We start from the raw sequence: 23,497 nt of genomic DNA, 5'->3' as shown, positions 1-23,497 counted from the left end.
ATTTGTGTTGGTAGTCTTTTTGTATGTCCTATTGCACTTAATTACGTTTTTTCTTCTTATCTTTAGAAGTTGTTATTCTTCCTAATAAATAGGCCCCTGCTGCTACCCCGAGTATGGTGTTTGTCTTTTTATTAAATACTTGTTTCGCAACAAGATTTAAGTTTTGGGGTCTTTCCGCCAGGCGTCTCATGAAATACCCATACCAATCATTTCCAAAGGGAACATACGTACAGAAGTTATAACCTTCGCTTGCCAATTTAAGCTGCAACTCTTTCCTAAAGCCATAGAGCATTTGGAACTCGTATTTATCTTTGGAAATATCGTTGCGTTTAACAAATTCTTTCACATGATTTATGATTCTGTGGTCATGTGTCGCAATCGAAGTAAATTTCCCGTTCAATAAATGCCATTCAATTAACTTAATATAATTGTTATCGATGTCCTTCTTGTCCTGGTATGCGATTTCTTCTGACTCTTTATATGCACCTTTTACAAGACGAATCCGATAATTTTTATATCGTTCAACATATTCCAGTGCATTATGGAAATATGCTTGTATTACGGTACCGACATTTTCATACTCTAGCGAGAGGTCGTCCAATAAATTAAAGGTTAGTTCTAGATGTTTAAAGTCCTCCATATCAATATTGATAAACATATGATATTGGCTCGCTTTATCCACGATCTCTCGTACATTGTTCAAACAAAAAGTATAATCGATATCCAAGCCAACTTGGGTCGGCTTTAAAGAAATATGTGCATCCACTTGGTTCTCATGGATTGCCTCAACGACCTGTAAAATTTGTTCCTTCGCAGCTGTTGCCTCTTCTTCTTTAAACACGAATTCTCCAAGGTTATCGACAGTACAAGAGATTCCATGCGCGTTTAGTTCTTTTATACTTTTAATGACTTCCGGTATATTCGTTCCAGCAACAACGCTTTGCGCCCCCATTTTTAACCCATATTTCTTTGCTGTGCTGTTAAGAAATTGGTTTTGGGATAAACCCATAAAAATATCTTTCAACATTGCGATTTGCTCCTTGCTGTTGTTTTTTATTATCATTATAGCATACGCTTTCATTAAAATTTATTTTGAGAATTTTCGGAAATAAATCATTTACCATACCTTAATTATCAGTTGTTTTTCTGGGTCTTTTCGCTGGTATTACACCTATTATATTATTTCCGGAATTATAAAAATAAGCCCATCTCAAAAAAAGAAATGGGCTTAAAATCATAGTGACAATAGTATAAAGGGTGTCAGGCACCTTAGTTCTCTACTAGTTTTGCAGCGACTTTTTTATCGGCAGTTTTTGTTGTGGTGCTCCCACCTTTTAGTTCGTCTTCTGCATGTTTAACACGTTTGATAAAGAATGCCAATACGAGGGCTAAAGCAGCAATAAAGCTAGCGATTAGGAACGAGTAATTAATTCCGTTCAATGTTGCCTGCATCATGATCTGTTGTTTCATTTCGGCAAGTGCAGCTGGAGTTGGTTTTCCTGTCAAGTGTTTCATTGCTTCCTCACCAAGCACTTTCCCCTGCGACTCAGCACGATTTGACATAATGGTCACCATTAAGGCAGTCCCAATAGCACCTGCTACTTGGTTTAATGTATTATTCATGGCCGTACCATGTGGATAGAAACGTCTTGGTAATTGATTTAAGCCGTTTGTAGAAACAGGCATCATGACCATTGACATCCCAAATGCTCGTATTGAATATAAAATAATCAGGTGTGTATATGTTGTATGAAGGGTTAATTGACTAAATCCATAAGTTGTCACGACGATAATTGCTAATCCAGTGACAGCAAGAATCCGTCCACCGATTTTATCAAATAATTTACCTGTGATCGGAGACATCAACGCCATCAAAATAGCCCCTGGCATTAGCATAAGTCCTGCGTCCATTGGCGAGATGCCGCGAAGGTTTTGAACATAAATAGGCAGCAAGAGCATTCCGGAAAACAAAGCCATATTAACGGACATGGTAATAACAGAAGACAAGGCAAACATTGGGTATTTATAGATCCTAAAATTTAATAATGGCTCATCTTGACTTAACTGACGCAGAATAAATACGGTCAAAGAAATAATTCCAATGGCAATCGTTCCATACACTAATGGGCTATCCCAGCCTTTACTGCCGGCAGAACTAAACCCATATAAAATACCGCCAAAACCAATACTTGAAAGGAGAAGCGACAAGAAGTCAAGGCGGATATCCACTTTCTCTTTTTTGTCTTTAAGTAAGAAAATACCAAGTAATACAACAATAATAGCAATAGGTGTAACAAAGTGGAATAGCATTCTCCAATCATAATGCTCAATAATCCAGCCAGATAATGTCGGCCCAATGGCTGGTGCAAACATCAATATCAGACCGAAAACACCCATCGCCGCTCCCCTTTTTTCAATTGGGAAGGATACTAACATAACATTCATTAAAAGCGGCATCAAAATGGCAGACCCCGAAGCCTGCAGCATCCGTCCTGCTAAAAGGAGCGGAAATACATGGGCAAAACCAGCGAGAATCGTTCCAGCTGTAAATAAGATCATGGCACCTAAGAAGATATGCCGTACTGAAAATTTTTGAATGAGGAACGCACTTGCTGGGATCAAGATCCCATTTACCAGCATAAACCCTGTAGTAAGCCACTGAACCGTGGATGCTTCTACATTCAAGTCCCTCATAATAGAAGGCAGTGCAATGTTTAATAACGTGTTGTTTAAAAATGAAATAAAGGCACCGATCATCAATACGGCTAAAATTCCGTATGGTGGACGGTCATGCTTTTTTTCGGTATGATCCATTATTGTTTCCCCCTTAGACGAATAGTCCAAACATATCATTAAAAATCAGATAACCACTATCTTATACCTTTGGTTCAAATTTTGCAATCAAAAAATATCCTGTTATTTAATGGGTTTGTAACCTTCTATTAAATAAGGTACTATAATTTTTATACACGCAGTCTACCATGCAAAGTAAGGGTGATGAAATGAATGACAGGAAACAGCATGTAATTGATGCTGCCCGCCAATTATTTATAGACAAAGGGTATCAAGCCACGTCTATTCAAGATATTTTAAACTATAGTGGTATCTCTAAAGGCACATTTTATAACTATTTTTCTTCCAAAAATGAATTATTAATCGCACTTTTTAAAATGATTTATAAAAAGCTTGACTATGATCGCAGTGAACTACTCATCGGGGAAGACCCTTCAAACATCGAAATCTTTATCAAGCAAGTGGAATTGCAATTGAAAATGACCCGGACGAATAAGTTATTATTTCTTTTCGAAGAGGTATTTGTTTCAAATGATGAAGAGCTTAAGCAACTTATTAGAGATGGACAATTAAGGAATCTTCGCTGGGTTTACCATCGCTTCATCGATCTCTTTGGTGAGAGCAAAAAGCCCTTTTTGTTAGATTGTGCGGTTATGTTTAACGGAATTCTACTCCACAACCTAAAATTTAACGGGATGGCGAAAAAGTCAAATACGAAGAGTATCGATAAAATTGTCCGATACAGTGTGGGGCGGATAACGCAAGTGGTAAATGAGGTAGCAGAAGCGGACGAACAATTACTAAATCCTGAACTTCTGGATCAATGGCTGCCGAACTGTCAGAAAAGCAGCAAGTTTTTCCAGCAGGAACTCTATCATACAATCCTATTAGTAAAAAAATCCCTTTGCCAAAAAGATGATCAGTTCAAAAACGATGAATTATTAGACTTTATTCATGATGAACTATTGAACAACAAGAAACCGCGAAAATATCTTGTTGAAAGTGCCATATCAACATTGAATTCGAAAAAAGATATCATGGAAGAGAAAAGTTTCCAAAAGCTTATTCATCTGATTGAGTCATTTTTTAAGGATATAGAAGAAGACAACTAACCCCCAAACCTTTTGCGATTTGGGGGATTATCTTTTATCTGGATCTTCTTCGATTACGCAAAAATGCCGGTATATCAAGAGAATCGTCTTGGTCCTGCGATTGAGAATGGTGATCGTTCCCCTGTTCTTCTTCAGGCTGATACCATTGCCGTTCATTTCCTTGAATTGGTTCTTCCTGTATGACTTTTGAACGACTGGAAGGGGTCCTTCCTTCTTTTGTGATAGTCGGAGATTGAGTTTTAGATGTGCGATCATACTCCACAAAGCCTGTAGCAATAACCGTAATCATTATTTCTTCCTTTAGGCTCTCGTTAATGATGGAACCAAAAATCATGTTCAATTCCTTATCCGCTGCAGACGCAACAATATCAGCTGCCTCTTGTACTTCGTAGAGACTTAGATTGCTACCGCCCGTTATATTCATGAGTACCCCTTGAGCACCATTAATGGAAGTTTCCAGGAGCGGACTTGAAATGGCTTTTTTTGCGGCTTCAACAGCACGATGCGGGCCTTTTGCCACCCCTATCCCCATTAAGGCCGTTCCTTGATTGGACATGATTGTTTTCACATCAGCAAAATCAAGGTTGATTAAGCCTGGCACGGCAATCAAATCGGAAATCCCTTGTACACCTTGCCGAAGGACATTATCCGCTTCACGGAATGCTTCCAACATCGGGGTCTTCTTATCAACAATTTGCAATAAGCGATCATTGGGAACAATAATTAATGTATCCACTGCTTCCCTCATTGCTTCAATTCCACTTGCCGCGTTGACAGCACGCTTACGACCCTCAAATCCAAATGGACGAGTGACCACACCAATTGTTAAAGCACCAAGCTCCCTGGAAATTTGTGCAATCGCTGGTGCAGCCCCGGTCCCCGTACCGCCGCCCATTCCGGCTGTAACGAAAACCATGTCTGCTCCCTTTAATACTTCTTGCAGCTGCTTGCGGCTTTCCTCTACTGCCTTACTCCCAACTTCTGGATTGGCACCTGCTCCTAATCCTCTTGTTAAGTTTGCCCCAATTTGCATCTTAATCTCTGCTTTCGATAGATTAAGAGCTTGGGCATCTGTATTCACAGCAATAAATTCAACGCCTTGTATGCCATCCTCAATCATTCGGTTAACAGCGTTATTTCCCCCACCGCCAACGCCGATTACTTTAATTCTCGCTATTTGATCTATATTCATATCAAAATCCCACATCGACAATTCCTCCTAGCCTAATCCCAACATTACTTCATTATTCAGAAAATTCACTTTAGATTTATTATATGATATTTAGCCTAAAAAAACTAATAGCACTTACTATTTTAGCAAAATAATAGAGGAGTTACTATAGTGCCTCGTATTCATTTGAACGTACTTTTCATCATTTTTCTGTCCCCATAATTTTTTCGCAAAAAATAAAGCCCTCCATTAAGAGGACTTTACACTATATGAAAATTTACATTTTTATTTAATGGGCATGTGAACCATGATGGCGGCCACTAAACAATCCAATGTTATTTTGCGAATCCAAGTATAGTCCTACAATTAGTTCGAATACTCCCAATGCCAGAAACGTCGGCTGCAGCCAGCTAATCCAGCCTAGCCAGAACACTTGGGCGACAATCCAAATCATCATTACGCCGCCAAGGAACATGACGCCAATTCCTGCATAACGGTAATGGATAAGTAACAAAAAGGCGGCAATTAGGCTAAATACCCCATTGAAAACCAATAACATGATACCTGGAATGAAAAAGTTTTTAAAGGGGCTATTCTCTAAAAGATCCACTGACATTTTCAACAACGAGCCATCCGGTTTTAAAATGAACAAAATTCCACAAACAATCGCACCAGCGCCCAATACTAATAAGAAATCAGCAACACCAATTGACAAACCATTCTTTTTACTCATCTTCCCCATCTTCTTTCGATTTGTTTTGGAAAAATCGATCGTAAAACCAATGGAGTCCCTTCTTTCCACCTTTATTATACACCCATTTACCAAAAATAGGGGGATGTTCACCTGCTAATTTTCAGAATTATTGACTCTTTTAAATGTTTATGTCACTTTTAATAGGGATTGCACTTATCAAATAAAGAACTTTAACTAGAGAGGAGAAACATACGATGAAAAGAAAAATCATTGCCTATAACTTGGTATTAACAGATGCCCTTAAACAGCTAGATGATTCCTTTGAAGTAGAAATATTTGATGGGATTAATCCTAAAACAGACATTGCTTTTTTACATGCCCTTAAGGAGGCTGAAGGGATTGTAGGGCTAGCCCTTCCGGTTGATAAGGAATTGCTCGACAAAGCGCCAAAATTAAAAATTGTTTCTAATAACTCCACTGGCTATAATAATCTCTCTATTGATGAAATGACATTACGCGGTATCATGGGAACCCATACACCCGGTGTTCTCGAGGATACAACGGCCGACGCTATTTTCGGTATTCTCCTTGCGGCTGCACGACGCATCCCAGAGTTAGATCACTTTGTTAAATCAGGAAATTGGAAGCAGCATTTAACAACCGAACAATATGCTATCGATGTTCATCATAAAACATTGGGGATTATCGGGATGGGCAAAATTGGTTCAGCCATTGCCAAAAGAGCTCATCTCGGTTTTGACATGAATATTCTTTACCACAATCGTAAACGTAACATTGAAGCTGAAGGTAAATATAACGCTACATTCTGTGACTTAGAAACATTACTAAAGCAATCTGATTTTGTTTGCTTAATGACGCCACTTACATCTGACACGGAGAATATAATGGGGGAACGAGAATTTAAACTGATGAAAAAATCCGCGATTTTTGTAAATGGTTCACGAGGTAAAACAGTTGATGAAATGGCACTGATGACAGCATTACATAAAAAAATGATTCACGCTGCCGCGTTGGATGTATATAGATCAGAACCATTATCACCAGATCACCCGTTGCTTCAGTTTTCAAATGTCGTAACTACACCACATATCGGGTCATCCACCTTTGAAACAGAACTCAAAATGGCCAATTTAGCTGTGGAAAATTTAATTGCAGGACTAACCGGTAAACGGCCTAAAAATTTGATTAACCCTGACGTCCTAAATAGATAAACGGATGAATAAAGGAGAAACTATGACCAATAAAACTGCAATTGTAACCGGGGCCTCTAGCGGTTTTGGTTTATTGTGCGTGATTGAGCTGGCTACAAAAGGCTTCACTGTCATGGCGACAATGAGAGATATAAAAAAATCAAAACAACTCCTTGAACTCGCAAAAGTAAAAGGGATAGAAAATACGATTCAAATCAACCAGTTAGATGTTACTTCAACCGACTCCATTTATGAATTTAAATCCAAGCTAGTAGATTTTCCATCTATAGATGTGTTAGTAAACAATGCAGGGTTTGCCATCGGCGGTTTTAGTGAAGAGTTAACGATTGAAGAATATCGGCGGCAATTTGAAACCAATTTTTTCGGGGTGATTGCAGTAACACAAGCCGTTCTTCCGTTTATGAGGGCAAAAAAGCAAGGCAGGATTATTAACCTCAGCAGTATTAGTGGCAGAGTGGGATTCCCTGGATTATCTGCCTATGTTGCATCTAAGCACGCCCTTGAAGGGTATAGCGAAAGCTTAAGGCTTGAGCTTAAACCATTTGGGATTGATGTAACATTAATTGAGCCTGGTTCTTATCAAACAAATATTTGGGCAAGTGTCGACCAAATGGATATCAATCGTGACTCCCCCTATTTATCCTATATGGAGAGGATGATGAAAGAAATTGAGGGTGGGAAAGCTACTCATGGTAATCCCATCGAAGTTGCGAAACTTGTAGCGCAACTTGCCTCGCAACAAAAATCACCAAACCTAAGATATCCAATTGGGAAGGGTGTAAAGCAAACTCTGTTTATCAAAAATCTCCTCCCATGGAGATTTATAGAATCACTGATTTTGAAAAAGTTAAGGTCTTAAAATGGTGATAAAAAACGTAGACATCCTTTTTTTAGCAGGAATTTCTTATATTCATGATGAATACGATAATAATTGATTATTCCATGAGGTTTGAGATTGTGAAAGGATGAGATGGACGATGAAAACAGGAAATGAATGTAAAGTAATTCGTGTTCCAATTCCAACACCCACTTTATTGCCACATACCACTACAAATTGCTACCTTATTGGGAACAAGCATGAAAGTATATTAGTCGATGCCGGTTATGATCAACCGGATACGAAAATAGTTTTACAGAGGGTGATGAAGGAAAATGGACTTGCACTGCCTAAGTCTATTATATTAACCCATTCACACCCTGACCATGCCCCGGGAGTATTACAATTAGTAGATTGGAAGCCGGTAGTTTATTGCCACCGTCAGGAAGAACAAGCCACCATTGCAGCTGTTGCTCCTTGGGATCAACTATCCTTTTTGGAGGATGGTGACAGAATTAGCATTGCTGGTGAAGAAATCATTATTTTCCATGCCCCTGGTCATACGGCAGGTCAATTAAATCTTTATATTTCATCTAAACAAATTCTCCTTACCGGTGACAACATCGTGGCGGAAGGAACATCATGGATCGGGCCCCCTGATGGAAATATGTCTGACTATTTGCAAACACTAAAAAGGTTAAAACAATTGAAATTAAACAAAATTGGCCCCGGACATGGTGAATGGGTGGAAAATCCCCACGAACATATTGATTTTGTTTTAGGCCGGAGATTTTACCGCGAAAACCAAATCAAATATCTGCTCGAAGAACATGGAAGCTTAACGGTAGTCCATTTGACAAATCTGATTTATGACAAGCTCCCACACCCAAATGTCTTTGAGGTTGCAAAACGAACCACTGAAGCACATCTAATCAAATTAATGAAAGATGATTCCGTGATCATGGATGATTCCTATTATTCTCTCAAATAGGCCAAGTAATCGTTTAGATTAAATTCAGGCATCTCTAACGGTAGGCCGTTTACATGATTAAAAATAGTCTTCAATGTATGTACAGTTGGCGGCCCCAATAAAATTTCTCCATTATCGCAGGCGGTTAGTGCATCGCGCGGAGAAATCCATTTGGTCTTACTAATTTCATTCGCATCTGGTGTTGGGGTCTGTCCTTCAGGCAGGTGAGTTAGAAAAAAACGAGTATCAAATCTTATTCGGCTTCTATTTGGCGTAACAATTTGACCGATGTAGGTTAAGTCATCAAGCTGAAATTGAAGTCCTTCCTTTTTTAACAGCTCCAAAAATGAAATGTCTCCATTTATAAGGAGACGGCGGTATTCCACTGCTTTTTTTTCATTAAGCAGAACCGGCGAACCGTCCTCATTTTTACAAACTAAAACACCCACTTCTTCAAATAATTCTCTTGCAGCTGCCACATAATATGCAAGTTCAAATGAATCATTGTGTGTTCCCTTAATAAAACTGTTACATTCCTTTATGTGGTCACTTCGATCTACGGAACCTCCGGGAAAAACATAATAGCCAGCAAAAAACTTCATCGTTTTAGGTCTTTTTGTCATATAGACCCTGGAGGATTGATCCATTAACACAACCGTTGATGCTGGTCTTGGTATGGCACTCATCATTTATTCACCCTTTTTTATCCTATTTTCCTTTATATTCAACTTGTTATTGGGAATTCCCTTCCCTTCCAAAAGCTTTTTTACCATTTTTAAAAAATAACAATCTCATGAGAGGGAAAATTAACCATTAATTATCATATTGTTGTATGATAAAAGTGAACAAATATTCGGATGATTCCATTAAATAATGAAATCTTTCTGGTATAAAAAAGAATTTGGGAGGTCTAAAATGCTAAGTCAATCAATCATTGAAGACGTACTGACAGAGGCTTTATCATCGGGCGGAGATTTTTCGGAGATTTTCGTCGAGGATCGTTTTATCAATAATATCACCCTGCAAAGCGGTAAAATTGAGACCTGTCTCACTGGGCGTGATTTTGGGATCGGCATTCGTGTCTTTAAAGGATTACAAAGTGTTTATGCCTATTCCACAGACCATAGTAAGGAAGGACTTTTAAAAGCAGCTAAAAATGCGGCACAAGCCATTAGCGGACATACCATTTTTCACCCCTCCCCACTAGTGCGAGAATCATTTGACACCATTCATCCCATTCAGCTCTTGCCGCAAGAAGTGATTAAATCCCGCAAAGCCGCCATCATGAAAAATGCGTATAATACCGCTAGTAACTACCATTCTAGTATTTCACAAGTAACTGTCCGCTTAATGGAGGAAGAACAAAATGTGCAGATTGCTAATTCCGACGGGAAATGGATCGAAGACAAACGGGTTCGTTCCAGGCTGGCGATTCAGGCAGTGGCGGTTTGTGGAAACCAAATGGAAACTGGTTTTTATGGACCTGGTGCGTACCAAGGATTCGAGTTTTTTGAGGATTTAAATTTGGACTATTATGCAAATGAGGCAGCCCGTATCGCCGTGACGATGTTGGATGCCAGCCCATGTCCTAGTGGGAAATTCCCTGTTATTATTGATAATGAATTCGGCGGTGTTATTTTTCATGAAGCCTGTGGACATGGTTTAGAGGCCACCGCAGTTGCGAAAAACAATTCCGTTTTTGCAAATCGTATTGGTGAAAGGGTCGCCCCTTCCATTGTTACATATATCGATGATGGCACGCTTCAAAATGAATGGGGTTCGATCAATATAGACGATGAAGGGGAAATCGCACGGAAAAATGTCCTCATCGAAAATGGCATTCTAAAAGGCTATTTAATTGATAAATTTAACTCGCGCAGAATGGGCATGGAACCAACCGGTTCAGGCAGGAGACAATCCTTCCGCTTTGCTCCCACCTCCAGAATGACGAATACATTTATTGCCCCTGGAAAATCAACACCTGAAGAAATCATCGCTAATACGGAACATGGAATTTATACAAAATATATGGGTGGCGGCCAGGTTAACCCAGCAACAGGCGATTATAACTTTGCGGTCATGGAAGCGTATGAAGTGAAAAACGGGAAGCTCGGAAAACCGTTAAAAGGGGCTACATTAATCGGAAATGGCCCTAAGACCTTACAGCTTGTCGATATGGTTGGGAATAATTTAGGACACGGTGCCGGCATGTGCGGTTCACTTAGTGGAAGTATTCCGGTTAACGTCGGTCAGCCGATGATCCGGGTCAGCGAAATTACCGTCGGTGGGACAAAGGGGGAATAAGTGAATGAATATACAAGAATTTCAGGTGAAACTATTCACTGCCGCTAAAAGCAGCGGTTTTACTGATGTCGAAATCTATTATGAAAAGAAGGAAGTATTTGGGTGCCAAGTTTATAAGGGTGAAATTGATCAATATGAAATTGCCGAAGACGGCGGTGTTTCCTTCCGCGGGATTTTTAATGAAAAAATGGGCTACGCCTATTCCGAGAAAATCGATGATGCCTCCATTTCTTTCTTATTAAAAAATGCGAAAGAAAACACGGTGATAATAAATGATGAAGATTTGGAAGAAATCTTTGCCGGAAGCAGTGAGTACGAGCAAGAAGACTTTTTCTCTTCTGCATTAAATGAGGTGGGCATACCGGAAAAAATACAATTTATTAAGGATGTTGAACGGGAATTACTGACCATTGATCCGAGAATTATCGCAACTGATTATTGCATGATTCGGACAGAATCAGTCTCAAGAAGTCTTTCAAATACAAAAGGTTTATCTCTAAAGGACAAAATGAATTATCTGTATGTCATCGTGGAAGCCATCGTCAAAGACGGCGGGGAAACAAAAACATCCTATGAATATAATGTGACCAAAGATTTTCATCGCTTAAATGCCAAGGAAATTGCTAAAAAGGCTGCAGAAGAAGCACTTTCACAACTGGGTGCCAGAAATATTGAGAGCAAAGAATATCCAGTTTTATTAAGAAATGATGCCGCAGCAAGTCTTTTGGCAACATATGCTTCAAATTTTTCAGCCGAAAATACTCAAGCAGGTATTTCATCTTTAAAGGATAAGCTGGGAAAACAAATTGCCGGAAAAAAAATAACGATTTTTGATGACCCATTCCTAAAAGAAGGTCTTGCAAGTAGAACGTTTGATAGCGAAGGGGTTGCGACTACGAAACTGACAATAGTAGAGTCTGGTATCTTGCAATCCTTCCTTCACAATCAAAAAACAGCGAAAAAGGAGCAAACGGAAACAACTGGGCATGCACATAAAGATTCCTATAAAAGTGCCGTCAAGGTTGGACCATCTAATCTTTATATCGAACCATCGACTGTCCCCTATGAGGATCTATTAAATCGTATGAACGAGGGTATTTTAATTACGGGTCTATCAGGCCTTCATTCCGGGGCAAACACGGTTTCCGGAGACTTTTCGGTTGCTGCTAATGGTTTCTATGTGTCCCATGGGTCGGTGCAATATCCGGTAAACTTAATGACTATCGCAGGTAATTTCTATCAATTATTGCAGAATGTCGAGGAAATTGGCTCTGATTTAACCTTCCCGCTTTCACCGATTGGATCACCATCGGTTTTAGTTAAATCATTATCGGTTACGGTAGAGTAATAGGAGACACTTTTTGGTGGGTGTAAAAAACAAGCGAATAATCAGCAAAACCAGTCGTTGATCATTCTCTCACCCTATTTTTTGACAATTATTACTATCGTATAATTTTGAACTATGGATTTAAATACTTTACGATAGAATGGAATAATTCTCTTGAATGAAAATGAATTATCTGATATAGTAGCAATCAATTATATACTTTCTTACTTCAATACCTTTTGAAGTGAGGATAGAGGCGCAAAGACCATTAGTAGACAATTTGAGGATAATGAGATCCTTAGACGATTGTGGAAAGGGGAATTTGCCGAAGCTTCAGTGATACTCATTGTCCCCGAAGCTGGTTCTGCTGTTGAACAAGCACAGGACTGTCATATAGGAAACTATATGGAGGGCTATCCACGCATAGGAACTTATTTTCATTATGTTTCTACAGCAGCAGTGGGGTTTCCTCGTTGCTGCTTTTTCATGTCGTTTTATAAATGGCATCGGCCCCTCTAATTTAAAAAATTTGATAAAAAGGGTGAGAATGATGAATTTTGGCCAAGTTTTAACGGCAATGGTGACGCCATTTGATCAACAGGGTGAGATTGATTTTAATGCAACAAAAAATTTAGTGAATTATTTAATTTCGAATGGGACCGATGGATTAGTTGTCGCGGGAACAACAGGCGAGTCCCCTACATTAACAACTGTGGAAAAGGTCGCTTTATTTAGATATGTTGTCAAGGTAGTGGATGGCAGAATCCCTGTTATTGCCGGAACGGGCTCGAATAACACTAGAGCTTCGATTAGTTTAACCAAGCAAGCCGAAGAAGCAGGCGTAGATGGAATTATGCTTGTTGCTCCATACTACAATAAGCCATCTCAAGAAGGTTTATACCAACATTTTAAAGCGATAGCTGGATCTACTTCATTGCCGGTAATGCTCTATAATATCCCTGGCCGAACCGGTATTAATATGAATGTTGACACCATTGTTCGCCTTTCAAAAGTTTCAAATATTGTTTCAATCAAAGAAGCGAGCGGGAATCTTGATGCTATGGCAGAAATTATTAGTCAAACAGCCGAGGATTTTACGCTGTACAGTGGTGATGACGGCTTAACATTGCCTGTTTTAGCCATTGGTGGTACGGGAATTATCTCTGTTGCTTCCCATATCATTGGTAATGAAATGCAGGAAATGGTCAATAGCTTTAAAAATGGCCGACTTAAGGAGGCAGCTGCGGCGCATCGGAAATTGCTACCAATTATGAAAGGATTATTTTCCGCACCAAATCCTACACCGGTAAAAGCTGCATTAAACATGAATGGGATTCAAGTCGGAGGCGTTCGTTTACCATTAGTACCATTAACCAGTAACGAAGAACTGGCACTAAAAGAAGTTTTACCAATTGGAATCATGGAAGAATAATTAGACATAAAAGCTGCCTATCTACAAATAGATAAGCAGCTTTTTTTAACGAAAAGTAGTTATATACCTTTATAAGCTAATCGATAAATCTCAGCCAATTCTGTTACTAACGGTAGTTTTGGATTGGCAGTTGTGCATTGATCTTCAAAGGCACGGTCTGCCAGCAGATCAACCTTGCTTTCAAATTCAACTTGATCGATATGGTTTGCGGAAAGGCTCATTGGGACTTCTAGTTCTTTCGCCAATTGAATGATGGCCTGAACGAGACTTTCCACCCCTTCCTCAGTCGTCTTCGCAGGTAAGCCAAGCATTCTGGCTATTTCTGCATACCGTTTGTCAGCCTTGAAATGGTCATACTTCGGAAACGCAGTAAACTTCCTCGGTTTTAAGGCATTATAGCGAATAACATGTGGCATGAGCACGGCATTCGCACGACCATGGGCGATATGGAATTCAGCCCCTAATTTATGCGCAAGGCTATGGTTAATACCTAAAAAGGCATTTGCAAAGGCCATACCGGCAATCGTTGACGCATTATGAACTTTTTCACGGGCCTCTTCATCACTGCCATTTCTGTAAGCTCTTGGCAGGTATTCAAATACCAATTGAATTGCCTTCATCGCCAGACCGTCCGTAAAGTCATTCGCCATACAAGAGACATAGGCTTCAATCGCATGTGTCAATACGTCCAAACCTGTATCGGCGGTAATATGTTTTGGAACGGTCATGACGAATTGTGGATCAATAATCGCTACATCGGGTGTCAATTCATAGTCTGCAAGAGGATATTTAATATTGGCCTCTTTATCGGTAATAACTGAAAATGATGTTACTTCGGATCCAGTTCCAGATGTTGTCGGAATCGCCACGAATTGGGCCCTTTCACCAAGATGCGGATACTTAACAATCCGTTTGCGAATATCTAAGAATTTTTGTTTTAAGCCAAAGAACTCTGCATCTGGATATTCATAGAACAACCACATTCCTTTAGCAGCATCCATTGCTGAACCGCCACCAAGAGCAATAATCACATCCGGCTGGAATTTAGCCATCAATTCGGCCCCCTTCATCACTGTTTCTATGGAAGGATCCGGTTCTACCTCTGAAAAAATTTCACAATGTACATAATCTGGACGTTTCCTTAAATAGTAAAGCACCTTATCGACATATCCTAATTTTACCATTCCAGGGTCAGTGACAATAAATGCTTTCGAGATCTTGGGCATTTTCGCTAAATACTGAGTAGAATTTTTCTCAAAGTAAATTTTGGATGGTACTTTAAACCATTGCATATTGACATTCCTTTTCGCTACTTTTTTGATATTAATTAAATGAACCGCACCAACGTTAGTAGATACAGAGTTTCCACCATACGAACCGCAGCCAAGTGTCAATGAAGGAAGGTAAGCGTTATAAATATCACCAATCGCACCCTGTGAAGAAGGAGCATTTACGATGATTCGCCCAGCTTTCATTCGTAAGCCAAATTCCTTGATGACAGTTTGATCAGTAGTATGAATGACTGCGGAATGTCCTAAACCACCAAATTCAAGCATTTCTTCCGCTCTTTTATAGCCTTCCTCATGACCACTAACCTTAAAGCAGGCTAAGACTGGACTTAACTTTTCTCTTGATAATGGATACTTAGGACCTACGCCTTTTACCTCTGCCACAAGGATTTTTGTGTTTTCTGGAACAATCACACCTGCCAAGGCAGCAATTTTTGAAGCAGCCATACCAACGATGTTTGGATTAACGGCACATGAATGTTCATTGATTACTAATGTTTCAACCTTTTCTCTTTCTTCCTCATTTAAGAAATAGCAATTGTTCGCAATCATTTCCCGTTTTACATCAGCATAAATTTCTTTATCAATTATAACGGCTTGTTCAGAGGCACAAATCATGCCGTTATCGAATGTTTTTGATAAAATTAAATCGTTGACCGCCTGATTTAGATTGGCTGTTTTTTCAATATAACAAGGTACATTCCCAGGTCCAACGCCAAGGGCAGGTTTACCAGAGCTGTATGCAGATTTGACCATGCCAGCCCCACCAGTTGCGAGAATCATTGATATTTTCGTGTGGTTCATCAATGCTTGCGTCGCCTCAAGGGATGGAGTATCAATCCATTGGATACAATTTTCTGGTGCTCCGGCTTTAATCGCTGCATCTCTTAGGACCCTTGCTGCTTCACTGCTGCATTTCTGTGCCGATGGATGAAAGGCGAATATGATTGGATTTCTTGTCTTTATCGATATTAGTGCTTTAAACATGGTAGTAGAAGTTGGGTTTGTTACAGGTGTAACCCCAGCGACAACCCCTACTGGCTCAGCGATTTCTATCATTCCTTCATGTTCGTTCTCATTAATGATACCAACAGTTTTATCATATTTGATATTATGATAGACATACTCTGTCGCAAACATATTTTTGATGATTTTATCTTCATAGACGCCTCTGCCAGTTTCCTCTACAGCAAGTTTTGCAAGTGGCATATGCTGATCAAGGCCTGCTAACGCCATTTGCTTAACGATCTCATCTACCATTTCTTGATCAAAGCCGCGGAATTCCTCTAATGCCTTTAAACCATTTTCCACCAAGACATCGATCATTTTCGTTACAGTTTGTTTTTCTTTTTCTACCATTGTCATGATTGTCCCTCCAATTGGATACATACTCATTCAAATGTTTTAATATTCTAAATTATAATAACAAAGTGTATTTCTAAATTAATGTGATGTATTTCACAAAAATAATGAACATATTTCAACAGTTATAATTTTCACATACCTTATTCACAAACTGGATTTCGTGGGATTTTTTCAAATGAAATTTCTGTTAAAATCTTTGAATACTTTTTGACAATAATTACGTAATTGACAGTCCAAATATAGGCAGGAATTTCTTCATTTTCTTTAAACAGCATCGCCTCAAATTCATCTCCCACTGTTTCCTCAAATATCTCCTGGGTATAGGTTTCAGAATCGGTCGCGAAGGTTTTCCATTCACAAATCATCATGTCTAATCACTCCTTATTCCTTTATGAATTTATCATAGCATGAATTTTATATAACAGATTGTGAAATATTGAACAAACTATGAATTTTGGCGAATATTACTAATAATAGTCATAAAACCGTATTGAACCTGTTTTCGGATTATTTTTGTATGAAAAACTATTAGGAATACGAAACCGTTTACAATCATTTTGTTATTTTAATATAATAAAATGATTTTCTTTTCTTCTATTAACAAACTTCACATATTAAGTACGTTAGTTTTTACACTAGTATACACGTAGTGTAATGTGGTATATATTTTATTGGCGACTTGTCATAAATCTGTTGGAAGTTACCCAAAGAAACACAGCAAACACTATTTCTTTGAAAAAGGATGAGAACCAAAAACATGAATCAATCTCCTATACTTTCATTTGAATTTCTTGATTCAAACGGGGAAATAAAACCGCTAACATTTCAAGATCCGATCCGGCTGATTACAGCCCACACCATCACAGAGGTAATCCCTTGCTTACAACTTGTTGAGGAGGCAATTAAAAATGGGTTCTATGCTGCCGGCTTTTTATCCTACGAAAGTGCACCAGCATTCGATTCCTCCTATATTGTCAATAGGGGAAATAAAATGCCCCTCTTATGGTTTGGAATTTTTCGAGAACCACTGCACCAATCACTTACCAGTACTAGTCCTTATTCACTTTCCCAATGGGAATCATCCGTTGACAGGGATGAATACGATCAATCTATATTAACCATAAAAAACAAGATTGAAAGTGGGGATACTTATCAGACAAATTATACCATTCGTCTAAATTCCCATTTTTACGGTGACGATATTGCATTTTTTGAAAAACTAAAAGCGGCACAAGCATCCAATTACTGTGCCTATCTCAATACCGGTGAGCATAGCATTTTGTCTGCCTCTCCCGAATTGTTTTTTCACTTGAAAGGTGACTTCATCACAACTAGGCCAATGAAAGGAACAATAAAAAGAGGCAAAACCATTGCTGAAGATGAAGTGAACGCCAAGTGGCTTTACTATTCAGAAAAAAACCGCGCTGAAAATGTGATGATCGTCGACTTGCTTCGCAACGATTTAAGCATGATCGCTGAACTTGGTACTGTTTCCGTGCCAAAGCTCTTTGAAATCGAACAATACCCAACCGTCCATCAAATGACCTCATCAATAACGGCAAAGGTTTCTAGCCAAACAACCATTATTGATATTTTTAAGGCACTTTTTCCCTGCGGTTCTATTACTGGTGCGCCAAAGGTCAGCACGATGGGAATCATCACTGACTTGGAATCGACACCGCGTGAGGTTTATTGTGGAGCGATTGGCTTTATAACACCTGAAAAGGAAGCCATTTTTAACGTCCCGATTCGAACCGTATTCATTGAACATCAATCGGGGCACGCAACCTATGGTGTTGGCGGGGGAATCACCTGGGATTCCACAGCTGAGAGTGAATATCAAGAAATTCTGGCTAAAGCAAGTTTTCTCAAAGAAAGCAATGCTGAGTTTCAATTGCTGGAAAGCTTGTTATTGGAAAAAGGAGAATATTTCCTATTCGAAGAACATCTCCATCGCCTGAAAAATTCGGCTCAATACTTTGGATATCCATGTGATACGAAGGATATCCAAAGGGATCTAGAAACTTTTTCGAAAGAAAATGGAGATGATCTTATGAAGGTCCGGCTGCTTTTAGCGGAAAACGGAGTGATCAACATTGAAGGTACTCCGATTGCTCAACCAGGGTCAGCATTGAAGGTAATACTTGCCAATGAACCTGTAGATAAAAATAATCTTTATTTGTACCATAAAACAACAAATCGAGAAGTATATTCTTCATTTCAACATGAGAAGCCCACCGAAGTTTTCGACGTTCTCCTTTGGAATTATGACAGTGAACTAACAGAGTTTACAAATGGAAATGTCGTCTTGGAAATAGGGGGCTCATTATGGACACCGCCTATTGAGAGCGGATTGTTAGCAGGCACGTTTCGTGAGGTATTACTAAGGAATGGAGAAATCCGCGAAAAAATCGTAACCGTTGCCGATTTACATAAAAGTACAAAAATCTGGTTCATCAATAGTGTGCGTAAATGGCTGGAAGTACAACTTATCAACCACTAAAAGAAAGCGAACAGGATCGGCACTGTTCGCTATTTTTCAATTTATTTAAATATAGTTGAGACCATTTGATCGTAGGTCATTTCGCTATCCACTACATATACTCCTGGACGCAAACGGTTTTCTAGACCTTTATGCTCAATATCCTGTGAAAAAGCAAATGCATCCTTTACTAAACTTGCTTGCGTAAGTGCCTTCCCTACATCGATACTTGTCATACCCTCTGCAACATTCACAACGACTTTCGTAACAGTTTTGGTAGACTGGTTATCGGCAGGAGTGGCTGTTTTTTGGCCAGACGCCTTTGCGTCATTGACGTTTTTTTCGAATTCAGCTTTCGTTTGAACAACATAGCCTTTCGTCTCTAGCTTTTGTTTCATCTCTTTTTCTGAAGGCTTGACAGTTGAACGGTTTTCAGCCGTTTTGACAGTTGTTGTTGACTGTTCACTTGGATTAGCCAAGTAGACGGCACCAAAAATAGTTGTGCTGATAAGAATTCCTGCTGCAAAGCTGCCTAGTAAGTTAATTCTCATTTGCAGCCGCTCTCCCTTCATCCTTTACTTCCTGAAAAGGGGCAAGGAGCTGTTCGATTTCATTTTCAGTTACTTGTTTCATCTCTGCAATGCTCTCAATCGAGTAATTACGTCTATATAAATCTAGTACTTCCCGTTTTAAAAGCTTTTCCTGAGCAGAATGTTTAATTCCTGCATCCTTCGTGAGCACTTCCATGTCAAGCTCCATATTCCGAATTGACTCTTGCAATGCATTGATTTCCTTCATTGTGGATATATGAATCAAATCAATTTGTTTATGTTCTTCTTTCGCGGTCCGATTAGATTTTAATAAAGAAATAGTTAGTAAGATTGCGGATAGCAAAAACAATCCGGCTAAAGTCCATTCCATCAAATTAAATTCCTCCTCTACTTTATGCAAGTCCTTATTATACATCCAAACTTGCATTTTTGCGCTTTTAAACTCAAAAATACATCAAAAGTCTGAGGGACCTTACAAAATTTGTAGTTGGAGGAAACTATTTTTTGTAGATAAAGGGTATTCCATGGTGGATTTGGACTGATCACTTATTTTTCTGAATTTATACTCATAATTTGGATAAAATAGATTCGAGCAATTTATTTTTTTGCTCAAAAAAATCGTCGGGAGTGATGTATCATGGCTAGAAACAAACTGTTGGTTCCTGGAGCGGGCAATGTTTTGGATCAAATGAAAGAAGAAATTGCTAACGAGTTTGGAGTACAACTTGGTGCTGATACGACCGCACGAGCAAACGGTTCAGTCGGCGGCGAGATGACAAAACGACTTATTGCTTATGCTGAACAATCATTGCGAAATCAACAAGGTCAGTAACTTGTGATTTCAGAAAAGGGTGTCCAGTTGGACACCCTTTCTTCTACCAATTAATTTGCAAATAGAATGTTGATTTCAGCATCTGCCTCGACCATTCTTCCAAAACGATATCCCTCAATAAGCACATGTCGTTCATGATCACTGAGTCTGCGTTCCCACTTGGTTTCTAAATACAAAATAGCCTCATTATAAAAAATTTCCGGGTAGTCAAACGGGGTAGTCATACATGCAACTCCATCCATATAATAATGATTCACTGTTTCTTTACAGTCTTGTCAAATTTGCTTCATTTTATAATAGAATGTTGCTTGAATGCTAGGATCCTTTATTCCAATAATCACGAACAAATTCTTGGAACAATTCACTTAATGAACTCTTTTTTTGGCTTTTTAACCATTCAACTTGGTCAATTGGAAGTTTTAATTTTATACTACAGTCTTCCATAGGCATTTCCACTTTTCTTATTTCTTCTAACGTAATGCTGTCTTCGATACTTGGAAACCAGGAATCATTTTCGTTTACCCTAGCGAAATCTTCATACTCATGTAGGTCATCTAGTTCACAAAATAAATTAAGCTGGGGCAGACCACCAGACAGAATTTTTACATGCATAATTGAATTTATGATTCTACCATCTTCTAATTCGATTTCAATAATTACATTTTCAACCTTATTATATTTTTTCACTGCGATCTCACTTACAATCATATCCAATTCCAAGGTACATCCCGAGCTTGATTCAAAAATATAGATGGCACTTTTAAAAATATGAATCTCTTCACCATCAATTTTAATTTTTTTTATTGCAACCATTAACCGTTCCCCCATACAGCTTTGTGATCCATAAAAACTATGACATATTGGATATAATTATATCGCTTTATTCGTTTATTGCTACATTTTTCTGGTTAGGACTATATTTTAGTAACTTGAATATTGTAAAAAAATAAACGAGCAACTCAATAGTTGCTCGCTATTTGATCGTTTCAAAACTATTTGTTCATAAATGCTTCCATTTCTTCAACCGACCGGAAGATTTCCTTTGAAAGTACCTCATGTCCTTCCTCGGTAACTAACACATCATCCTCTATTCGGATTCCGATTCCTTCTTCTTCGATATATAGCCCTGGCTCAACAGTTAACACCATTCCAGGCTGCAGGATTAAATTCTTATAATCGCCAACATCATGGGTGTCTAGACCTAGGAAATGACTAACACCATGATAATAGTAATTTCCAATTTCACTCTCTTCCTTGATCAAGCCAATTTTGATACACTCATCTGCTAAGATTTTCTTTGTATGCTCATTCAGTATGGCATAAGGGACACCGGGTTTAATCAGTTCTGTTGTTTCTCTTAATGCTTTTAAAACAATGTTATAGAATGTTTTTTGTTTTTCCGAAAACGTACCATTCACCGGGAACGTATAACTAATATCCGCATTGTAATAGTTATATTGTGCACCTAAATCAAGTAGAACGAGACTGCCTTCTTCAACGGTAGCATCATTTTTGTCATAATGCAGAACGGTGCCATTTTTTCCGCTAGCCACAATCGTAGGAAACGCATGGTGTCTTACCCCTGCGGACTTAAGGGCAAAATCAAAATGGGCCTCAAGCTGATATTCCTTCATGCCAGCTTTGGCATGGCTTAATAGGTTTTTAATTCCGTCATACGTAATGGCAATAGCCTTTTTTATTTCTTCAATTTCTTCAAATGTTTTAAAAACGCGTAACCCACAAATATCACGATAGACATTTTTAATGAGTAAGAATGGATAATTCACTTGCATTTTACCTGCAAATTGCTGCGCTTTTGTGGTAACACTATCCAATTCTCTTCTTTCGAGATCTAAATATAGATTTGTTAGTGAGTTATTGAGGAAAATTCGAGAAAGCATGGATTCAAATTGGTCAATATAATGAATTTTACTGATTCCGGAAACTTCCAATGCCTGATCCATTGAAATCGTTTTACTCACCCATTTTTCTAAAATAGGATCTGATTTTTCAATAAATAAGTACTCTTCTACTGTTTGATTTGTCTTATGTACTAAAAAAATGATATTCGATTCGTCAATGCCTGTTAGGTAATAAAAGTTACGATTTGGTACAAATTGATATGCCTCGTCTGCAGATTTTTGCGGGGCCTTACCGGCAAACAAAACCAGAAGCGAATCAGTTTCTAGCTTTTCATATAATCGATTTCGATTTTTAACAAAAAAATCCTTTTTCATTACCATTTCCCCTTATCAAAACATTTTAGATACATAGATAACTATACAATAAAATGAAAATTCGTACTAAATTTTTGTGTTTTTCACTTCGAAATATTCAATTTTTCCGATAAAATAATATTCTTTTTGAAAAATACTAAAAAGACCTCTTTTGCCGAGAAAGGTCCTTTTAGCATTTTTCATGTTATTGGTTTCGAATCAATGTCCATCCGCATTTCTAATTTTCTAAGAAGATAGGTGAAAAGCATGACCAGTATTAAGTAATAGAGTCCGACTACGATATACGTATCCAATTGTCGATAATTTGACGCGGCCTCACTTAGACCTGAACCCCACAACTCCGACATCCCTACATAGGCAACTAAGGAAGAATCCTTTAAGCCAATAATAAACTGATTCCCCAATGGTGGAATGGAAAATTTGAACGCCTGTGGCAAAATAATTCTCCTCATCGCCAGTGGGTAGCTCATGCCAAGTGAGCGCGCTGCCTCCATTTGCCCACGATCAATTGATTGAATTGACCCCCGGAAAATTTCTGCAATATAGGCACCATTATGGATGGCTAATGCCAACGCTCCCGCCCAAAACTGCGAAAATGTAACAACTGAGGCAATACCAAAATAAAGAATTGCTATTTGAACTATTAATGGTGTCCCTCGAATTAAGCCAATATAACCGGTCGCTAGTTTATTGAGCCATTTATTTGTGGAGATTTTGAAAAATGCCATGATGAGTCCAATCAGACAGCCTATTAAAAGCGATGTGATCGTTAACCTTAAGGTAAGAAGGGCAGCGAAAATAAAAACTTCGTAGGTGTCAAAGAAGATTTGAATAATGATAAACACCCTCTCCATGATTTAATCAAAGAGTGTCCACGGATTGGCACCCT

22 protein-coding genes and 1 riboswitch are annotated in these 23,497 nt (G+C 38.6%); of the genes, 9 read left to right on the top strand and 13 right to left on the bottom strand.

What is annotated here, in order from left to right; genetic code table 11:
- Window positions 1–37: 37 nt before the first annotated feature.
- Together G6554_RS13320 and G6554_RS13315 are read right to left on the bottom strand one after the other, a co-directional pair.
- Window positions 38–1,027, bottom strand: a complete 990-nt coding sequence (locus G6554_RS13320; RefSeq protein ID WP_166242596.1) for a proline dehydrogenase family protein — start codon at window positions 1,025–1,027, stop codon at window positions 38–40.
- A gap of 242 nt (window positions 1,028–1,269) precedes the next feature.
- Entirely contained in the window at window positions 1,270–2,814 is a 1,545-nt protein-coding gene (locus G6554_RS13315) for a DHA2 family efflux MFS transporter permease subunit (RefSeq protein ID WP_166242595.1), read from the bottom strand.
- 188 nt (window positions 2,815–3,002) lie between these two features.
- On the opposite strand from G6554_RS13315, the gene G6554_RS13310 reads away from it, so the two are divergent.
- Window positions 3,003–3,905 (top strand): TetR/AcrR family transcriptional regulator, encoded by a 903-nt coding sequence (locus tag G6554_RS13310; RefSeq protein ID WP_166242594.1) that lies wholly within the window; start codon window positions 3,003–3,005, stop codon window positions 3,903–3,905.
- Between the two features lie 34 nt (window positions 3,906–3,939).
- On the opposite strand, the gene ftsZ is transcribed toward G6554_RS13310, so the two are convergent.
- Window positions 3,940–5,112: a cell division protein FtsZ gene (gene ftsZ / locus G6554_RS13305; protein ID WP_166242593.1), complete on the bottom strand. Its 1,173-nt coding sequence runs from the start codon at window positions 5,110–5,112 to the stop codon at window positions 3,940–3,942.
- A gap of 253 nt (window positions 5,113–5,365) precedes the next feature.
- On the bottom strand, window positions 5,366–5,878 hold the full coding sequence (locus G6554_RS13300; RefSeq protein WP_347564305.1) for a hypothetical protein: 513 nt from the start codon (window positions 5,876–5,878) through the stop codon (window positions 5,366–5,368).
- 146 nt (window positions 5,879–6,024) lie between these two features.
- On the opposite strand from G6554_RS13300, the gene G6554_RS13295 reads away from it, so the two are divergent.
- The 3 genes from G6554_RS13295 to G6554_RS13285 all read left to right on the top strand — a co-directional run bounded on the left by G6554_RS13295 (window position 6,025) and on the right by G6554_RS13285 (window position 8,810).
- Window positions 6,025–7,002, top strand: coding sequence for a 2-hydroxyacid dehydrogenase (locus tag G6554_RS13295; protein ID WP_166242592.1), 978 nt, complete (start codon window positions 6,025–6,027; stop codon window positions 7,000–7,002).
- A gap of 22 nt (window positions 7,003–7,024) precedes the next feature.
- Window positions 7,025–7,861: an SDR family oxidoreductase gene (locus tag G6554_RS13290; protein ID WP_166242591.1), complete on the top strand. Its 837-nt coding sequence runs from the start codon at window positions 7,025–7,027 to the stop codon at window positions 7,859–7,861.
- Window positions 7,862–7,979: 118 nt separating this feature from the next.
- Window positions 7,980–8,810, top strand: coding sequence for an MBL fold metallo-hydrolase (locus tag G6554_RS13285; protein WP_166242590.1), 831 nt, complete (start codon window positions 7,980–7,982; stop codon window positions 8,808–8,810).
- On the opposite strand, the gene G6554_RS13280 is transcribed toward G6554_RS13285, so the two are convergent.
- Window positions 8,795–9,478, bottom strand: coding sequence for an NUDIX hydrolase (locus tag G6554_RS13280; RefSeq protein ID WP_166242589.1), 684 nt, complete (start codon window positions 9,476–9,478; stop codon window positions 8,795–8,797). The two genes, G6554_RS13285 and G6554_RS13280, sit on opposite strands and share 16 nt — an antisense overlap.
- Before the next feature lie 226 nt (window positions 9,479–9,704).
- Here G6554_RS13280 and G6554_RS13275 point away from each other — a divergent pair, with 226 nt between their 5' ends.
- From G6554_RS13275 to dapA, 3 genes are all read left to right on the top strand, one after another.
- Window positions 9,705–11,093, top strand: a complete 1,389-nt coding sequence (locus G6554_RS13275) for a TldD/PmbA family protein (RefSeq protein WP_166242587.1) — start codon at window positions 9,705–9,707, stop codon at window positions 11,091–11,093.
- A 4-nt stretch (window positions 11,094–11,097) separates the two neighbouring features.
- On the top strand, window positions 11,098–12,441 hold the full coding sequence (locus tag G6554_RS13270) for a TldD/PmbA family protein (RefSeq protein WP_166242585.1): 1,344 nt from the start codon (window positions 11,098–11,100) through the stop codon (window positions 12,439–12,441).
- Between the two features lie 222 nt (window positions 12,442–12,663).
- Window positions 12,664–12,844: riboswitch (Lysine riboswitch) on the top strand.
- Between the two features lie 126 nt (window positions 12,845–12,970).
- On the top strand, window positions 12,971–13,852 hold the full coding sequence (gene dapA, locus G6554_RS13265) for a 4-hydroxy-tetrahydrodipicolinate synthase (protein WP_166242670.1): 882 nt from the start codon (window positions 12,971–12,973) through the stop codon (window positions 13,850–13,852).
- Between the two features lie 59 nt (window positions 13,853–13,911).
- Here dapA and adhE read toward each other — a convergent pair whose 3' ends face one another.
- Window positions 13,912–16,506: a bifunctional acetaldehyde-CoA/alcohol dehydrogenase gene (gene adhE / locus G6554_RS13260; RefSeq protein ID WP_166242583.1), complete on the bottom strand. Its 2,595-nt coding sequence runs from the start codon at window positions 16,504–16,506 to the stop codon at window positions 13,912–13,914.
- Between the two features lie 140 nt (window positions 16,507–16,646).
- Window positions 16,647–16,874, bottom strand: coding sequence for a hypothetical protein (locus tag G6554_RS13255; protein ID WP_166242581.1), 228 nt, complete (start codon window positions 16,872–16,874; stop codon window positions 16,647–16,649).
- Between the two features lie 389 nt (window positions 16,875–17,263).
- Here G6554_RS13255 and pabB point away from each other — a divergent pair, with 389 nt between their 5' ends.
- Window positions 17,264–19,009 (top strand): aminodeoxychorismate synthase component I, encoded by a 1,746-nt coding sequence (gene pabB / locus G6554_RS13250; RefSeq protein ID WP_242637950.1) that lies wholly within the window; start codon window positions 17,264–17,266, stop codon window positions 19,007–19,009.
- A gap of 41 nt (window positions 19,010–19,050) precedes the next feature.
- Here the strand turns inward: pabB and G6554_RS13245 are convergent, their stop codons facing one another.
- On the bottom strand, window positions 19,051–19,539 hold the full coding sequence (locus tag G6554_RS13245) for an aminodeoxychorismate lyase (protein WP_207343131.1): 489 nt from the start codon (window positions 19,537–19,539) through the stop codon (window positions 19,051–19,053).
- Entirely contained in the window at window positions 19,529–19,909 is a 381-nt protein-coding gene (locus G6554_RS13240) for a hypothetical protein (protein WP_166242577.1), read from the bottom strand. The genes G6554_RS13245 and G6554_RS13240 overlap by 11 nt, the downstream gene beginning before the upstream one ends.
- 267 nt (window positions 19,910–20,176) lie before the next feature.
- Between G6554_RS13240 and G6554_RS13235 the strand changes: the two genes are divergently transcribed.
- Entirely contained in the window at window positions 20,177–20,371 is a 195-nt protein-coding gene (locus G6554_RS13235; RefSeq protein WP_007085538.1) for an alpha/beta-type small acid-soluble spore protein, read from the top strand.
- A 50-nt stretch (window positions 20,372–20,421) separates the two neighbouring features.
- Here the strand turns inward: G6554_RS13235 and G6554_RS13230 are convergent, their stop codons facing one another.
- From G6554_RS13230 to G6554_RS13215, 4 genes are all read right to left on the bottom strand, one after another.
- Window positions 20,422–20,595: a hypothetical protein gene (locus G6554_RS13230; protein ID WP_166242576.1), complete on the bottom strand. Its 174-nt coding sequence runs from the start codon at window positions 20,593–20,595 to the stop codon at window positions 20,422–20,424.
- 91 nt (window positions 20,596–20,686) lie between these two features.
- Complete coding sequence (locus G6554_RS13225) at window positions 20,687–21,184, bottom strand: hypothetical protein (RefSeq protein WP_166242575.1); 498 nt, start codon at window positions 21,182–21,184, stop codon at window positions 20,687–20,689.
- 179 nt (window positions 21,185–21,363) lie between these two features.
- Window positions 21,364–22,608 (bottom strand): aminopeptidase P family protein, encoded by a 1,245-nt coding sequence (locus G6554_RS13220; protein WP_166242574.1) that lies wholly within the window; start codon window positions 22,606–22,608, stop codon window positions 21,364–21,366.
- Between the two features lie 179 nt (window positions 22,609–22,787).
- Entirely contained in the window at window positions 22,788–23,462 is a 675-nt protein-coding gene (locus G6554_RS13215) for an amino acid ABC transporter permease (protein ID WP_207627617.1), read from the bottom strand.
- Window positions 23,463–23,497: the final 35 nt, after the last annotated feature.

This window comes from Bacillus sp. MM2020_4 (assembly GCF_011250555.1).
Lineage (GTDB): Bacteria > Bacillota > Bacilli > Bacillales > Cytobacillaceae > Neobacillus.
The sequence above is the reverse complement of the archived record's forward strand: the minus strand, read 5'-3'. Positions and strand labels throughout refer to the sequence as shown.

What these genes read in the sequence shown, in the direction of transcription:
- G6554_RS13320 (WP_166242596.1), bottom strand. Translation starts at nt 1,027, where the DNA reads ATGTTGAAAGATATTTTTATGGGTTTATCCCAAAACCAATTTCTTAAC.
- G6554_RS13315 (WP_166242595.1), bottom strand. Translation starts at nt 2,814, where the DNA reads ATGGATCATACCGAAAAAAAGCATGACCGTCCACCATACGGAATTTTA.
- G6554_RS13310 (WP_166242594.1), top strand. Translation starts at nt 3,003, where the DNA reads ATGAATGACAGGAAACAGCATGTAATTGATGCTGCCCGCCAATTATTT.
- ftsZ (WP_166242593.1), bottom strand. Translation starts at nt 5,112, where the DNA reads ATGTGGGATTTTGATATGAATATAGATCAAATAGCGAGAATTAAAGTA.
- G6554_RS13295 (WP_166242592.1), top strand. Translation starts at nt 6,025, where the DNA reads ATGAAAAGAAAAATCATTGCCTATAACTTGGTATTAACAGATGCCCTT.
- G6554_RS13290 (WP_166242591.1), top strand. Translation starts at nt 7,025, where the DNA reads ATGACCAATAAAACTGCAATTGTAACCGGGGCCTCTAGCGGTTTTGGT.
- G6554_RS13285 (WP_166242590.1), top strand. Translation starts at nt 7,980, where the DNA reads ATGAAAACAGGAAATGAATGTAAAGTAATTCGTGTTCCAATTCCAACA.
- G6554_RS13280 (WP_166242589.1), bottom strand. Translation starts at nt 9,478, where the DNA reads ATGATGAGTGCCATACCAAGACCAGCATCAACGGTTGTGTTAATGGAT.
- G6554_RS13275 (WP_166242587.1), top strand. Translation starts at nt 9,705, where the DNA reads ATGCTAAGTCAATCAATCATTGAAGACGTACTGACAGAGGCTTTATCA.
- G6554_RS13270 (WP_166242585.1), top strand. Translation starts at nt 11,098, where the DNA reads ATGAATATACAAGAATTTCAGGTGAAACTATTCACTGCCGCTAAAAGC.
- dapA (WP_166242670.1), top strand. Translation starts at nt 12,971, where the DNA reads ATGAATTTTGGCCAAGTTTTAACGGCAATGGTGACGCCATTTGATCAA.
- adhE (WP_166242583.1), bottom strand. Translation starts at nt 16,506, where the DNA reads ATGACAATGGTAGAAAAAGAAAAACAAACTGTAACGAAAATGATCGAT.
- G6554_RS13255 (WP_166242581.1), bottom strand. Translation starts at nt 16,874, where the DNA reads ATGATGATTTGTGAATGGAAAACCTTCGCGACCGATTCTGAAACCTAT.
- pabB (WP_242637950.1), top strand. Translation starts at nt 17,264, where the DNA reads ATGAATCAATCTCCTATACTTTCATTTGAATTTCTTGATTCAAACGGG.
- G6554_RS13245 (WP_207343131.1), bottom strand. Translation starts at nt 19,539, where the DNA reads ATGAGAATTAACTTACTAGGCAGCTTTGCAGCAGGAATTCTTATCAGC.
- G6554_RS13240 (WP_166242577.1), bottom strand. Translation starts at nt 19,909, where the DNA reads ATGGAATGGACTTTAGCCGGATTGTTTTTGCTATCCGCAATCTTACTA.
- G6554_RS13235 (WP_007085538.1), top strand. Translation starts at nt 20,177, where the DNA reads ATGGCTAGAAACAAACTGTTGGTTCCTGGAGCGGGCAATGTTTTGGAT.
- G6554_RS13230 (WP_166242576.1), bottom strand. Translation starts at nt 20,595, where the DNA reads ATGACTACCCCGTTTGACTACCCGGAAATTTTTTATAATGAGGCTATT.
- G6554_RS13225 (WP_166242575.1), bottom strand. Translation starts at nt 21,184, where the DNA reads ATGGTTGCAATAAAAAAAATTAAAATTGATGGTGAAGAGATTCATATT.
- G6554_RS13220 (WP_166242574.1), bottom strand. Translation starts at nt 22,608, where the DNA reads ATGAAAAAGGATTTTTTTGTTAAAAATCGAAATCGATTATATGAAAAG.
- G6554_RS13215 (WP_207627617.1), bottom strand. Translation starts at nt 23,462, where the DNA reads ATGGAGAGGGTGTTTATCATTATTCAAATCTTCTTTGACACCTACGAA.